We start from the raw sequence: 13,109 nt of genomic DNA, 5'->3' as shown, positions 1-13,109 counted from the left end.
GTGTCCTCCTGGAGATGGGTGAGTGGACTTGCATCAGATCGGCTTCGACCGGGAGAAATACCTCGCCCTCCAGTCCGAGCACATCGAGGCGCGCAGGCGGCAGTTCGGCGGCAAGCTGTATCTCGAGTTCGGCGGCAAACTGTTCGACGACTTCCACGCCTCCCGCGTGCTGCCCGGGTTCACCCCCGACAACAAGATCGCGATGCTGGAGAAACTGGCCGACGACGTCGAGGTCGTGATCGTCGTGAGCGCGGCTGACATCGCCCGGCACAAGGTGCGCGCCGACCTCGGCATCGGCTACGACGCGGACGTGCTGCGGCTCGTGGACGCGTTCCGGGGCTATGGGCTGCACGTCGGCAGCGTCGTCCTGAGCCGGATGACCGACGACAACCGCCAGGCCAAGGCGTTCAAGCGCAAGCTCGAGCGGTTGGGGCTGCGGGTGTTTCGGCACTACCCGATCAAGGGCTATCCGCACGACGTCGCCACGATCGTCAGCGACGCCGGCTACGGCCGCAACGAGTACATCGAGACCACCCGCGACCTCGTCGTGGTCACCGGGCCCGGGCCGGGCAGCGGCAAGATGGCGTCCTGCCTGTCGCAGCTGTACCACGACCACCGGCGCGGCATCGCGTCGGGGTACGCCAAGTTCGAGACGTTCCCGATCTGGAACCTGCCGCTCGATCACCCCGTGAACGTCGCCTACGAGGCGGCGACGGTCGACCTGGACGACGTCAACATGATCGACCCCTACCATCTGGCCGCCTACGGCGAGCAGGCGGTCAACTACAACCGCGACGTGGAGATCTTCCCGGTGCTGAACCTGCTGTTCGAGCGGATGGTGGGCTCGTCGCCGTACCAGTCGCCGACGGACATGGGCGTGAACATGGCCGGCAACTGCATCAGCGATGACGCGGTGTGCCGGCGGGCGTCCGAGCAGGAGATCATCCGGCGCTACTACAAGGCGCTCGTGGACGAGAAGCGCGACGAACTGGAGCCGGCGCTGTCGGACAAGGTTGCGCTGCTGATGGGGCAGCTCGGGATCAGCGCCACGGACCGGCCCGTGGTGAGCCCGGCCCTGGCGCTGGCGAAGAAGACGAAGGCGCCGGCGTCCGCAATCGAGCTGCCGGACGGACAAGTGGTGACCGGTAAGACGTCCGCGCTGCTGGGCTGCTGCTCCGCGATGCTGCTGGACGCGCTCAAGGCCCTGGCCGGCATCGACCCGGACGTCAAGCTGCTCGCCACCGAGAACATCGAGCCCATCCAGCGGCTGAAGACCGAGCACCTGGGCAGCAGGAACCCGCGGCTGCACACCGACGAGGTGCTGATCGCCCTGGCCGTGAGCGCGAACACCGACGACAACGCGCGGCGCGCGCTCGACGAGCTGAACGGTCTGCAGGGCTGCGACGTGCACACCACGACCATCTTGGGCACCGTGGACGAGGGGATCTTCCGCAACCTCGGGGTGAACGTCACCAGCGAGCCCGTCTACCAATCGAAGGGGCTGTACCGGAAGCGCTGAGCCCGGACCGCGACGCGGGACGCGCGCCCCTGGGAGGTCGCGGGGCCGGCCGAGCGGAGTTTCCTACCCCGCGGAGTAGGAAACTTCCGCGGGGTAGGACGCCTCCGCGCGGGCGATCTCGCGCTCGGCGGTAGCGGACAGCGGCGCGAACGGCGCGACGGTCAGGGACCGACGCTTGACGGACCCCGTCCGCGACCAGGTGCCGACGATCTGTCCGGCGCGGTGCACGGTCGCGCGGAAGATCCCGTTGTTTCCGGGGGCGAGCAGCGGGTGGTGCTCGGACGCCACGATGAGCTCGCGGTTCGGGTAGCCCAACACGATTTCGTCGAACGCCGGCAGCAGCAGCGCTCGGGAGACCGACGCGCCCAGGGCGGCGCGCCGCTCGATCAGCCCGGGCGGCCCCCACAGGTCTTCGCCCGCGTCCTGGCCGTACACCTCGAGCCCGCCGGTCGCTGCGGGCGCGGCCGCGCGGATCACCCCGAGCGGGAGCTTGGTCCACCAGGCGAAGTCGCGCACGGTCGCGGGCCCGTGGCCGAGTAGGTAGCGGCGCAGCCAGTGCGCGACGGCGGCGGTCTCGTCGCCGCCGAACCGCTCGGCGAGCCCGTTGCCGGCGGGCAGCCAGGTGGCGGCGTCCACGATGAGGTGGTCGCGGCCGCGGAACGGCCCGTAGACGAGGACGCCCGCCGCCATCAGCGTGAAGATCACGTGGTAGCGGCGCCCGCTCGTCAGGTCGAGCCCGGACGCCTCCAGCGTCGCGGCGAGTTCGTCGCGGGACGCCGTATGGCCGGGGACGTCGGCCAGGAAAGAGCGGATGGTGTCGGCCGCGCGGTCGAGGTCGGTCCGGGTGAGGCCGTGCTCGTCGCGGCGCGTCGCCGCCGCCCGCAACTGGCGCGGCCCGGTGAGGTCGGTGAGCCAGGCGACGTCCTCGGCGGCCACGGCGAAGACCGTCTGGCGCATGGGATAGCTGCGCACGAGGCGTCCCGCCGCGAAGTCGGCGAAGACGTCGTCGATCGTCGGACGCCTCGCGCGCAGGGCGAGCGCCGCGAGGACGCCTGGGACGTGCTGGCCCTGCGCGCAGACGAGGTGGCGGGCGGCGTCCACCGGCCGGGCGAACGGGCGGTCGATGACGCCCTGCGCGACGAGCCGCAGCTCGGCCAGCATCCGGCGGCCGCGGGCCGAGGTGAGGTCCATGGACGTCACCCTAACGGCGGCGCGAGCGGGGTCGATCACGCCGCCGGCTAGGGACCTTCAGCGCTGGGGCGTGACCGTGTAGGTCGGAACGGGGCCGGGGGTCGGATCGACGGGCGTCTCCTCCTCCATCGTCTGCGTTCGCCCGTCGATGACCTCCTTCGCGACCTTGTCCGTGCCCAGGGTGCGGGCCACGTCGGCGGGCAGGGCGTCCACGACCTCGCGGTCGGTGACGACGAGTTCGTAGCGGAGCCCGTCGCTCAGGTTGCCGCTGCCGAGCAGCAGCCCGGTCACGGGATCGAGGTAGAGGAACTGCATCATGCCGGGCCGGGTTCTCTCATCGACGAACGTCACCTTCAGGGCCTGGCGGCCTCGGGGATCCGTGGTCTTCTGCACGGTGACCTTGGGGTTGAGCCCGAGGACGCCGATGGCCGCAGCGCGGACCGTCGCGGGGGCGGCCTCCTGGCGCAGCATGTCGCCCACGGCGACGAAGACGGCCTCGTCGGGGGAGGTCGACCCGGTCACCCGGGCACGCAGGAAGGCGTCCAACAGATGCGGTTCGGTGGGCATGGTGGCCGCGTAGCCGGGCCGGTTCCAACCCCAGCTGGGCGAGAAGATGTACCGCTCAGACCTGCCGTTGACGACGCGGTCGGACCAGGTCCATCCGTCAGCGGCGTGGAAGTCGTCGAAGGAGATGCGCTCGTGGACGTCCTCGGAGCCGGCCATCGGCTCGCTGTCCTGCGTCGAGACCGACCGGACGCGGAGGAACTGTCCGTCGGACCAGGCCTGCGCCGGCCTGCTCTCGACGGAGCGGCCCAGCAATTGGAGATCGGCCGCGGCGGCCGGCGGGGTGAGCCAGCCGGGGACGAGCGCGGGGGCGGCCGCCAGCCCGCCGACGATGACGCAGGCCGCGGCCGCCAACGGCCAGCGGCGGTGCGGGTTCGGCATGGCGGACCGGCCCGCGAAGGCGTGGGAGAGGGCCCTGTCGCGCTGCTCTGGTGTCCAGAGCCGCTCAAGGCGGTCATCGGTGGGCTTGGTGCGATCGATGAGGTTCATAGTGAGTCTCCTTGGGGCAGGGGAGCAGCGCGCAACGTGGTGGCGCGTCCCTCGGTCTGGTCGGTGAGGCGGCGTCGGGCTCGAGAGAGCCGCGCGGCGAAGGTGTTGGGCGAGCAGCCGACGACGCCGGCCGCCTGTTGCGGGGTGAGGCCGTCCCAGCCGACGAGCAGGAGTGTCTCCCGGTCGGCCTCGCTGAGGCGGCTGAAGGCGGTGACGAGCGCCTGCCGGTCGTCACCGTCGGCTGAGGACGCCGTGGCGAGCGCCTCGATGCCGGCGAGTTCGGTGGCGAGCCGCTGCTGTCGGGACCGCGTACGCCAGTGCCGGTGCAGCACGTTGCGCGCCGTGACGATCAGCCAGGGGACCGGCTCGTCGGGAACCTTGTCGCGACGCTTCCAGGCGATCAGGTAGACCTCCGCGACGACGTCCGGGGCCGTGTCCGCGTCCGCGTGCCGTCGGGCGTAGGCGTAGACGCGGGCGCTGGTGGCCTCGAACATGGCACCGAAGGCCGGCTCGGTGGAGTAGGTGCTCACACCCGGTAGTGCCCCGCCACCGGCGATCATGACAGGGCCGCGCCACAACCTCGCGACGGGGGCGCTACGGCGGCCCTCAGGACGCCGCGCATCGGGCGCAGACCCCGGACAGGGCGACGTGGGTCGGGTCCAGCGTGAAGCCGTGCGCCTCCGCGAACGCCTCGCCCGCGGACGCCAGCACCCCCGTCGGCAGGGCGACGAGGGTGCCGCAGCGCCGGCACTGGGCGTACACCCGGTCGTCGGCGGCGAGGTGGTAGACGGTCGTCCCGTGCCCGACGTGGACGTGCGCCACGATGCCGAGCGCGACGAAGGCGTCGATGCTGCGGTAGACGCTCGCGCGGGCGACGGCCGGGTCGCGCTCGGCGACGGCGGCGGCGATCTCCTCGACGGTGCGGTGTCCGGGGCTCTCGGCCAGCGCCTGCAGGACGGCCCGCCGGGGCACGGTCATCCGCTCGCCGCGGGCGTGCAGGTCGGCGGCGGCGCGGGCGAGAAGCTGGTCGGCGTCCACGGCGTCAGGCTAGACCAGCGCCAGGAACGGCGCGGCGGCGGCTCAGGCGCTTTCGAAGCTCTCCTTCACCTTGGGGCTGAGCGCGCCGAAGCTCATCGACGACACGTTGAGCAGCGCCATCGGGTAGGGCTTGGAGCAAGCGGGGCCACCGACCATCACCATCGGCGGCGTTTTCAGCTGCGGTACCGGCGCGACCGAATGCACGAGCCACTCGTAGCCGACCTCGTTGACGTCGCGCTCGGTGCCGAACGCCTGCTCGCCATGGATGCCCTTGGCGCGTTCGTAGATGATCGTGCGGACGTCCCGGTCGAAGGGGCGGCCGTCCCAATTGCGCTCGATGAAGTACTGCTGCATCTCGGGACGGATGCTTTCGAGCAGGTAACGCATGTGGCCGAGGACCGGGTAGTTGCGCAGCACCGCGTGCCGGCGCTGGGTGAGATCGTGGATCGCGAGCCCGGCGAGGGCCGCCCCCGCCGCAGTGAGCGGCGTGATCGCTTTCATTCGTGCTCCTGTCGATCGAGCTGGGGCCCCGCGCCCCGCTGGATCGTAGCCCGGTGCGGGGCGGCGGAAGCCACCCCTGGGTTCAGACCAGGGACGGTTCAGGGGACGGCGCCCTGTGCGAGGGCGACGCGTCGCGCGACGACGGCCGCTTGGGGGTCGGCCTCGGACACCAGGGGCGCCCGCTCGAAGCGGAGGACGACCTCGAGGTCGGCCTCCTCGGCCAGGGCGACGACGGCGTCCACGGGGCGGTGGTGGCGCAGCAGGACGACGTCGTGCCCGCGGTCGCGGAACGCCTGCCCGACGTCGCGTACCGTGCCGTCCCCGGACTGGAACCCCAGCAAGACGTGCCCGCCCGGACGCAGCGTGCGTCGTGCCTCGGCGAGGAAGGCCCGGACGTCGGCGTCCGGGCTATGGATCGTGGAGTACCAGGCGAAGACGCCGTCGAAGGAGGCGTCCGGGTAGGGCAGCGCGGTCAGCGAGCCGACGGTGACGTCGAAGCCCGGGTGGTCGGCGCGGGCACGGCGGACGAACTGCGGCGACAGGTCGAGGCCGCGTACCCGGCAACCGCGGGAGGCCAGCAGCGGCAGCATCCGGCCGGGGCCGCAGCCGGCATCCAGCACGTCGCGCGGGGCGGGCAGCAGCGCGCAGAAGTGGGCGATCAGGGCCAGATCGACGGGCGATTCCGGCACCACGCCGGCGAAGAAGTCGGCGTAGGTGTCCGCCACGGCGTCGTAGGCGTCCCGGACGGCGTCGCGCTCGGTCATCGCGTCACTCCTCGCCGGCGCCCAGAACCTCGTCCACGTAGCACCAGCGCCAATCCTCGCCGGGCTCGATGGAACGCATCACGGGGTGGCCGGTCTCCTCGAAGTGCTTGGTCGCGTGTCGCCCGGCGGAAGAGTCGCAGCACCCGACGTGGCCGCACTCGAGGCACAGCCGAAGGTGCACGGGCGTGAGGCCCTCGGCCTGGCACTCGGCGCAGATGCCGGGCGTGAGCGGAACGACGACCGCGTGGGCGTCCGCGAGGTGTTCGCAAGGCGCGGACCGCAACCGCGGACGCAGCGGATCGGTGCTGGTCTGCTCGTCGGCCTCGTGCAGGCGCGCCAGGCCCGCCTCCTCGATGTCGAGGGCGGCCAACACCTCCCGGACGACGTGGTGGTCGGCCTCGCCGGCGTCGCGCAGGGTGAGGACCTCCGCGCGCTCGGCCTCCAGGCCTATGCTGCGCAGCCGGCGGTAGGCCGCGGCCGGGGTCTCGCCCTCGGGATGGCCGAGGCGCTCCCAGATGCCGTTGACGCGGCGCTCGCCCAGTTCCTGAAGCCGCTCGACGGTCTCTTCGTCGCCGGGACGGGCTGCGGCGACGGTGGCCTCCATCCCGGCGGCGAAGGCACGGCGATAGAGGGCGGCCTCCTGCAGGGCGTCCTCGCGTGCATCGGGGCCGTGGACGCCCAGCCGGAGGGCCAGCCACGGCAACGTCAACCCTTGGATGAGCAAGGTGCCGAGCGTCACCGTGAACGCGCACAGGATCAACACCGCGCGGTAGGGGGTCTGTGTCGGCAGCGTCAGCGCGGCGGCCAGCGTGACCACGCCGCGCATGCCCGCCCACGAGACGACGAGGGTCTCGTTGGTGGTCATCGTCTGCTTGCGCGGGCCGAGATGCACGAGCAGCCGGGTGGCGAGCAACCACACGACGCGCAGCACGATGACGGTGCCGAGCGTGGCCGCGCAGACGCCGGCGACCTGCGTCCAGGTGAGGTCGGTTCCGGTCGCGTTGGAGACGATCTGCCGGAACTGCAGCCCGACGAGCAGGAACACCGAGTTCTCCAGGATGAACTGGATGGTGGTCCAGTTGATGCGCTGGGCCAGCCGCACCTCGCCCGACTGGATGGCGGGGGACTTGTGCCCCAGCACGAGGCCGGCCACGACCACCGCGAGCACCCCGGAGCCGTGCAAATGCTCGGCGGGGACGAACGCGAGGAAGGGCGTCATGAGGCTCAGCGCCGTCGACGTGCTGGTGAAGGACGCCCGGCGGAAGACCCACGAGACGACCAGGGCGACGGTCAGCCCCACCAACACGGCGACGATGACCGCGACGGCGAAGTCGCGGCCGACCTCGCCGACCGTCACCGCGGCCCCCATCGCGGCGACCGCGGTGCGCAGGCTCACCAGGGCGGTGGCGTCGTTCACGAGGCTCTCGCCCTCGAGCAGCGTGACGACGCGACGGGGCAGCCCGATGGTGCGGGCGACGGCGGTCGCGGCCACGGCGTCCGGGGGAGCGACGACGGCTCCCAGCGCCAGCGCGGGCGCCCACGCGATGCCCAACAGGTAGTGGACGACGGTGCCGACCCCGAACGTGGTGAAGATGACCAACCCCACGCTCAGCCAGCCGATGCTGCTCAACTGCCGGCGGAAGTCGACCAGCGACGACGTGATCGCGGACGCGTACAGCAGCGGGGGCAGCGCGACGACGAGGATGAGTTCGGGGGCGAGTTCGGGCGCGTGCACGAACGGCACGTAGCTCCCAGCGACGCCGACGACCACGAGCGCCAGCGGGGCGCTGATCCGGACGCGGCGGGCCGCAACGGACACCGCCAGCACCGTCGCGAGGAACGCGACCACCCCGATGACGAGATCTTCCACGGCGTCCAGTGTGACAGGCGCCCGTCACGGTTCAGGACGCACCTCGGTTCCCGGACCGAACCCGGCACCGCGGGCGCGAGGGCCCCGCCCCTTGGGGGACGGGGCCCGGAGGGTCACCGGTGAGCCGGCGGACGCTCGCCGGGGTGAACGGTGACGGTGGCGTAGTCGGCCGACACCTCGACCATGACGCGGTCGCCGTTCTTGGTGCCACGGGCGTCGAAGGATCCGTCGGCGTCCTTCCGCACCCTCTCGACGGTGATGGCCGCGTCCTTGGCCTTGACGGCCTCCTTGACCTTGGCGGTCTCGGCCGCCGTGGCGTCCGTGTGAGAGTGGCCGCCGCGGGGGCGGCAACCATCCTTGTCGCCCCCGACGTCGGAGGACGCGCCGGAACTGGCCGACGGGGAAGCCACCGGCGTGGTGTCAGGCGTCTGGCCCGCGGCGTTGGCGAGCACCGCGCCGCCGGCCGTGATGATGACGGCGGACGTTGCGGCCCCCGCCGCGAGGATGAGCTTGTTGTTGGGCATGGATCTCTCCTTTGATGGCGAGATGCCGGTGAGGCATCGATGCATCCGAATGCATCGAGCACCACTGTGGAGAGGCGGTCTGTCGTCGCCCTATCGCGAGCCTGTGGACCAGGTATCAGTCCGGCCGGTGCGCCTCGATGACGAACTGCATCGGGAGACGCTCGGGACGATCCCGCAGCCGGACGTCGCCGTCCACGAGCTCCTGCAGATCGGGCCAGCGCACCCACGCCGAGACCGGCGCCTCCTCCAGGGCGTCCAGCACGAGCCCGGCGTCGAGCAGGGCGGTGACGATCTCTCCGATCGCGTGCCGGTGGCGCCGATCGAGTCGAGTTGTGCTCGGCGCTGGAGTTGGGCGGGCTGACGCCGAGCCTCGGGGCCCTGCAGGTCGCTACCGAGCAGGCCGAGGACGTGTTCGTCACCGTCCTCGTCCGGTCGCGTGCGGGCGACTTCACCTACGTCCCCGCGGAGCTGAACGTGATGCAGCGAGCCCGCCTACCTCGAAGAGACCGTCACGGCGACGCGGGACGGGGAGACACCGCCGCCGCTGAGGCGAGCGACGATGATGTCCCCGTTCCCGCTGGCGAGGGTGAGGTCGCCGGACGCTTCGTCGAGTTTCTGGTCGCCCGAGCCGGTCTTGACCTCGAGCGTCCCGTCGATGGAGCCACAATGATCCGCATGGACGACGACGGCGCACACGATCCCCGTTCCGCTCAGGGGGACCCCCATCGACGGGTCGACCCGTACGAGGGTGACGCGCCCATGTGGAGCGGTGACCCCAACCAGGCGCTCGTCGCCGAGGTCGCGGGCATGAGGCCCGGTCGCGCGGTCGACGTCGGCTCCGGCGAGGGCGCGGACGCGCTGTGGCTCGCTCAGCGGGGCTGGCGGGTCACGGCCGTGGAGCCGTCCCCGAACGCGATGCGCCGGGCGCGTGACGCGGCCGACGCCGCCGGCGCCGACGTGGACTGGGTGCAGGCGACCCTGTTGGACGCCGGCCTCCCGACGGCGGCGTTCGACCTGGTCAGCTGCTTCTACCCGGCGTTGTTCCGCTCGCCCGGACGGGACGCCGAGCGCACCCTCGCCGGGCTCGTCGCGCCGGGCGGTTCGCTGTTGTTCGTCAGTCACGCGGAGGTCGATCGCGAGCGCGCCTTGGCGCACGGCTTCGACCCGGACGGCTACGTCGATCACGTCGCCATCCGGGACGCCCTGGGTGACGGTTGGGTCGTCGAGAGGGACGAACGCCGCGAGCGCCACGTCGCCGGCGGGGGCGGCGCGCATCACCACACCGACCTCGTGCTGGTCGCTCGGCGGGCCTGACGACCGGACCAGCGCGGCGCCCGAGCGTTCCTCAACGGGTGGTGGTGGCCGAGGACACCCTCTAGCGTGTCCTCATGGTGAGCCAGGCCTGGCGCCCGCTCGGCGGCGCCACGACGGCGTGGTTCGACGCGCCGTCCCTGGTAAAAGCAGCGGCGCTTGCCGTCCACGCTCTCGCTGTGGCCCCGGACGCCGCCGTCGACGTCCGCGCCACCGGAACCCGCGTGCGCCTGTCGTCCCAGGCGCAGGCCGAAGCCGTCTCTGGACACGCCCGCGAGCTGGGACTCACGGCCGACCCGGCCGCCCTGCAGTTGCTCGACGTCGCGATCGACTCCGTCGCGCCGGCGGCCACCAGCGCCTTCTGGGAGCGGGCGCTCGGCTACGAGGCAACCGGCGGCGAGCTCACCGACCCGCTGCGCCGTGATCCCCGGCTCCTCGTAGGGCGCGTTGAGTCCGCGAGCACCCTGCGCGACCGCTTCCACCTCGACGTGGTGCGACCGGGGGACGCGGTCCGGCGCGCTGGCCTCGGCGAGGCGTCCGGTCCGTACGGCGTCCGGCACGTCGACCCGGACGGCAACGAGGTCGATGTGGTTCCCGGCGATCCGCTTGAGGGAGCCGGCGACTGGCGCGTCGTGTTCGCCACCATGGCGTGCTATCGCACGACGGAGCCGGAACGGCAGCGCCACCTCGTCACCGAGGCTGCGATGATCGCGGACCGGGCCGGCTTCCCCCTGCTCATCGACGTGCGGCCCGGTCTGGTGATCCTCGACAGCGGCAAGGACCGGGCGGACGCCGACGCGCACGGCCTCGATGTCGATTTCCCCGCCTCGGCGGCCGATCTGTAACGCGCGGCACGCGAGGTGGGCGCCTCAGCCGACCCGGCTCTGCCACGGTTCGTCCAGCTCGTCCTGGATGTGCTCGACCCGGTCGCCGCCCGTGCGTTCTGGACGGCCGCACTCGGCTACGTCCCCGATCGCCGCGTCGCCGTCACGGACATCGTCGATCCGCGGCGGCTCGGCCCCGTGCTGGTCTTCCAGGACCTCGACCCCGCCGACGCCGAGCGCCGTGCCCAGCGCAATCGGATCCACCTCGATCTCACGGTGCCCTCCGATGCCGCAGCGGCCCGCGTCCGGGCCGCCGTCGCGGCGGGAGGCACCGCCCTGTCAACGGACGTCGGACGCTGGCGAATCGCCGATCCCGAGGGTAACGAGGTGATGATCCGTGGCGAGTGAGACGTCCTACACGGTCACAGCGCTGACCCCTCAGACATGGCCGGCGTTCGAGGCCCTCGTCGAGCGCCAATCCGGCCTTTTCAAGGGCTGTTGGTGCACCTGGTTCCATCCGGCGTGCGAGGAGCGCGGGCAGAGCGCCGAGGGTAACAGGGCACACAAGTTGGATCTCGTCGAGCGTGGGCTGGCGCACGCAGCGCTCGTCATGGACGGCGACGACGCCGTCGCGTGGGCCGAGTACGGCACCCCGGCCGAGCTGCCGACGATCCACCACCGCAAGCAGTACGACGCGGAGAAGACAGGGGATCCCGACTTTCGCGTCACGTGCGTCTTGTCGACAAAGCACACCGCCGACGGGGCCTCACCGAGATCGCCATCCGGGGTGCGTTGGAGCTGATCGCCCAGGCCGGCGGCGGCACCGTCGAGAGCTACCCGCACGACCTGACGCACCAGACGAAGAAGATGTCCTCGTCGTTCCTCTACAACGGCACCCGGCGCCTGTACGAGCGGCTCGGCTTCACCTATGTGCGTCCCAAGGGCCTGAAGAACTGCGTGATGACGACGACGGTCCCGCCTGCGGCGAACTCAGAGGCCTGACGCGGCTGTCCGCGTGGCCGGTGACGCTCGGGGACACGGACGCCTCCGCCTCAGGCCCGACCGAACGCGTCCAGCAGAACCGCCACGTCGTCGCGCGTCTCCGCGCGGACGCCCAGGAGCGCTTCCGCGGTGCGGCGTCCGAGGAGAACCGCCTCGGGCGAGAGCGCCGCGTCCGGGACGTCCAGATCGTGATGATGGACCACGAGCTCCACGGCCCACGTGGCCAGCAGATCGCCGGCGCTCAGCACGTGCCCTTGGAATCGGACGGGCTGGTCCGGCATCTGAGCAACGGACACGCGGAGCCCGGCGGCGACGATGTGCAGGTGCTCCAGGGCGTGGGTCGGGCGGGCGTAGGCGGTCGCGAGGCGACGCGTCATCAGGATCCCCCGGGACGGGGTCGCTGTCGGCTTGGGCTTCCCAGGCGGACCAGTACGAGGCGGCGTCCTGATCGGGGGAGGCATCGGTGATGGCGGGCAGCCCAGCGAGCAGTTCCTGCAAACCCAGGGTGACGTGGACGAGACAGTCGAGGCGCGCCCACCCGTACGCGCGGCACGCGCCCAGGAGTGCGTGGTCATCGAGCGATTCGGCGGCGGCGACGAAGCGGTCGAGCTCGGCCAGGAACGCCTCCCGCGCCTCCTCCAGGGCGACGCTGTACGCGCGCGGGCCGGTCGCAGGCTGCGTGGACGTCACCTCGACGCCGTCCGCTTCGATCAGCGCCTTGAGCCGCGCGAGATCCTCACGCACCATGGCGCAGTCGCGGTCGAACTCCTCGTCGGTGAGCTCGATCTGACGCACGGTGAACACGACCTCGGCGCCGTCCGGGTGGGCCATCACCCGCAGCGGGTTGGTCACCGTCGTACGCGAGGGCAGGACGACGTCGTGGTCGGCGACGCCGAAGCCGTTGCGGGGCGTGAACCGGACGCGCACCTCGCCCATCGGCGAAGCGGCGATCAGGTCGTCACCGTCGCGCCGCACCTCCGTCTTGGCCAGGCCGGACGCCCACGCCGGAAGATTGTCCGGGTCGGCCACAATCTCGTACACGCGATCCGGATCGGCGTCGATGACGCAGCTGATATGGCGACTCTCCATGACGTCCACGGTGCCACGGGGGCGGCAGTCAAGCCATCTCAATGGTCGAAGCTCTCGTTGGAGCTGCGCCGGCGAGTGAACTACTCGATGCCGTGGAGGGCGATCTCCATGCGCCGCACCTGCTGGACGTCGAGGTCACGTCCGTCCTACGGGGTTTGGAACTTGGCCGCGTCCTGCACCCGGACCGAGTCCGCGAGGCTCTGGACGACTACTGGTCCTTCAGCATCGAGCGTTACGACTTGGAGCCCTTGCGAGCGCGAGTCTGGGCGCTCCGCCACCAGTTCACCAGCTATGACGCGTCCTCCATCGCTCTGGCGGAAGCTCTCGGAGCGCCCCTCGTCACGTGCGACCGAAAGCTCGCCGCGCCGGGTCACCGTGCCGAGGTCCTTGTCATGCATCGCGCCCCTTGACTCGGTGATCTCG

Annotated in this window: 17 protein-coding genes and 2 pseudogenes; 8 read left to right on the top strand and 11 right to left on the bottom strand. The window is 71.6% G+C overall.

The features are described 5' to 3' along the window. Nucleotides 1-22: 22 nt before the first annotated feature. The gene (locus tag BN1187_RS08200; protein WP_235750642.1) at nt 23-1,519 is read left to right on the top strand and encodes a DUF1846 domain-containing protein; all 1,497 of its coding nucleotides are present in this window, start codon (nt 23-25) and stop codon (nt 1,517-1,519) included. A gap of 63 nt (nt 1,520-1,582) precedes the next feature. On the opposite strand, the gene BN1187_RS08195 is transcribed toward BN1187_RS08200, so the two are convergent. The 9 genes from BN1187_RS08195 to BN1187_RS14310 all read right to left on the bottom strand — a co-directional run bounded on the left by BN1187_RS08195 (nt 1,583) and on the right by BN1187_RS14310 (nt 8,722). Continuing rightward, nucleotides 1,583-2,710 carry a winged helix DNA-binding domain-containing protein gene (locus BN1187_RS08195; RefSeq protein ID WP_052462511.1) on the bottom strand — a complete coding sequence of 376 codons (1,128 nt, stop codon included), beginning with the start codon at nt 2,708-2,710 and terminating at the stop codon, nt 1,583-1,585. A gap of 57 nt (nt 2,711-2,767) precedes the next feature. Beyond that, nucleotides 2,768-3,763 carry a hypothetical protein gene (locus BN1187_RS08190; RefSeq protein ID WP_040160751.1) on the bottom strand — a complete coding sequence of 332 codons (996 nt, stop codon included), beginning with the start codon at nt 3,761-3,763 and terminating at the stop codon, nt 2,768-2,770. Next, nucleotides 3,760-4,293 (bottom strand): RNA polymerase sigma factor, encoded by a 534-nt coding sequence (locus BN1187_RS08185; RefSeq protein WP_052462510.1) that lies wholly within the window; start codon nt 4,291-4,293, stop codon nt 3,760-3,762. Before BN1187_RS08185 ends, BN1187_RS08190 begins: the two co-directional genes overlap by 4 nt. 76 nt (nt 4,294-4,369) lie before the next feature. Next, a complete protein-coding gene (locus BN1187_RS08180; protein WP_040160749.1) occupies nt 4,370-4,801 on the bottom strand; it encodes a Fur family transcriptional regulator in 432 nt (143 codons plus the stop codon). Nucleotides 4,802-4,843: 42 nt separating this feature from the next. Next, nucleotides 4,844-5,302, bottom strand: a complete 459-nt coding sequence (locus tag BN1187_RS08175) for a hypothetical protein (protein ID WP_040160747.1) — start codon at nt 5,300-5,302, stop codon at nt 4,844-4,846. 98 nt (nt 5,303-5,400) lie between these two features. Next, the gene (locus BN1187_RS08170; RefSeq protein ID WP_040160745.1) at nt 5,401-6,066 is read right to left on the bottom strand and encodes a class I SAM-dependent methyltransferase; all 666 of its coding nucleotides are present in this window, start codon (nt 6,064-6,066) and stop codon (nt 5,401-5,403) included. 4 nt (nt 6,067-6,070) lie between these two features. After that, the gene (locus BN1187_RS08165; RefSeq protein WP_040160743.1) at nt 6,071-7,936 is read right to left on the bottom strand and encodes a Na+/H+ antiporter; all 1,866 of its coding nucleotides are present in this window, start codon (nt 7,934-7,936) and stop codon (nt 6,071-6,073) included. Nucleotides 7,937-8,049: 113 nt separating this feature from the next. Next, nucleotides 8,050-8,460, bottom strand: a complete 411-nt coding sequence (locus BN1187_RS08160) for a hypothetical protein (protein ID WP_052462509.1) — start codon at nt 8,458-8,460, stop codon at nt 8,050-8,052. Nucleotides 8,461-8,575: 115 nt separating this feature from the next. Beyond that, nucleotides 8,576-8,722, bottom strand: coding sequence for a hypothetical protein (locus tag BN1187_RS14310; RefSeq protein ID WP_157754765.1), 147 nt, complete (start codon nt 8,720-8,722; stop codon nt 8,576-8,578). Nucleotides 8,723-8,775: 53 nt separating this feature from the next. Between BN1187_RS14310 and BN1187_RS15225 the strand changes: the two are divergent. The 6 genes and pseudogenes from BN1187_RS15225 to BN1187_RS14635 all read left to right on the top strand — a co-directional run. Beyond that, nucleotides 8,776-8,934, top strand: a pseudogene (locus BN1187_RS15225) (copper homeostasis protein CutC); the annotation flags it as partial. A gap of 3 nt (nt 8,935-8,937) precedes the next feature. Continuing rightward, nucleotides 8,938-9,774 carry a class I SAM-dependent methyltransferase gene (locus BN1187_RS08155; protein WP_390620225.1) on the top strand — a complete coding sequence of 279 codons (837 nt, stop codon included), beginning with the start codon at nt 8,938-8,940 and terminating at the stop codon, nt 9,772-9,774. 74 nt (nt 9,775-9,848) lie between these two features. Then, nucleotides 9,849-10,616 carry a VOC family protein gene (locus BN1187_RS08150; RefSeq protein WP_040160741.1) on the top strand — a complete coding sequence of 256 codons (768 nt, stop codon included), beginning with the start codon at nt 9,849-9,851 and terminating at the stop codon, nt 10,614-10,616. A 15-nt stretch (nt 10,617-10,631) separates the two neighbouring features. Beyond that, entirely contained in the window at nt 10,632-11,003 is a 372-nt protein-coding gene (locus BN1187_RS14640) for a VOC family protein (RefSeq protein WP_218184620.1), read from the top strand. Continuing rightward, nucleotides 10,993-11,397, top strand: coding sequence for a hypothetical protein (locus BN1187_RS08145; RefSeq protein WP_218184619.1), 405 nt, complete (start codon nt 10,993-10,995; stop codon nt 11,395-11,397). Before BN1187_RS14640 ends, BN1187_RS08145 begins: the two co-directional genes overlap by 11 nt. Next, the gene (locus tag BN1187_RS14635) at nt 11,388-11,597 is read left to right on the top strand and encodes a hypothetical protein (protein ID WP_218184618.1); all 210 of its coding nucleotides are present in this window, start codon (nt 11,388-11,390) and stop codon (nt 11,595-11,597) included. The genes BN1187_RS08145 and BN1187_RS14635 overlap by 10 nt, the downstream gene beginning before the upstream one ends. 50 nt (nt 11,598-11,647) lie before the next feature. Here the strand turns inward: BN1187_RS14635 and BN1187_RS14860 are convergent, their stop codons facing one another. Both BN1187_RS14860 and BN1187_RS15220 read right to left on the bottom strand, forming a co-directional pair. Next, entirely contained in the window at nt 11,648-11,974 is a 327-nt protein-coding gene (locus BN1187_RS14860; RefSeq protein WP_052462507.1) for a hypothetical protein, read from the bottom strand. A gap of 553 nt (nt 11,975-12,527) precedes the next feature. Continuing rightward, a pseudogene (locus BN1187_RS15220) lies at nt 12,528-12,686 on the bottom strand (SRPBCC family protein); the annotation flags it as partial. 41 nt (nt 12,687-12,727) lie between these two features. Here BN1187_RS15220 and BN1187_RS08135 point away from each other — a divergent pair. Beyond that, the gene (locus BN1187_RS08135) at nt 12,728-13,096 is read left to right on the top strand and encodes a type II toxin-antitoxin system VapC family toxin (protein ID WP_040160739.1); all 369 of its coding nucleotides are present in this window, start codon (nt 12,728-12,730) and stop codon (nt 13,094-13,096) included. Nucleotides 13,097-13,109: the final 13 nt, after the last annotated feature.

It is taken from the genome of Nigerium massiliense, from assembly GCF_000826085.1.
In the GTDB taxonomy this organism is placed as follows: Bacteria; Actinomycetota; Actinomycetes; order Propionibacteriales; family Propionibacteriaceae; genus Propioniciclava; species Propioniciclava massiliense.
The sequence above is the reverse complement of the archived record's forward strand: the minus strand, read 5'-3'. Positions and strand labels throughout refer to the sequence as shown.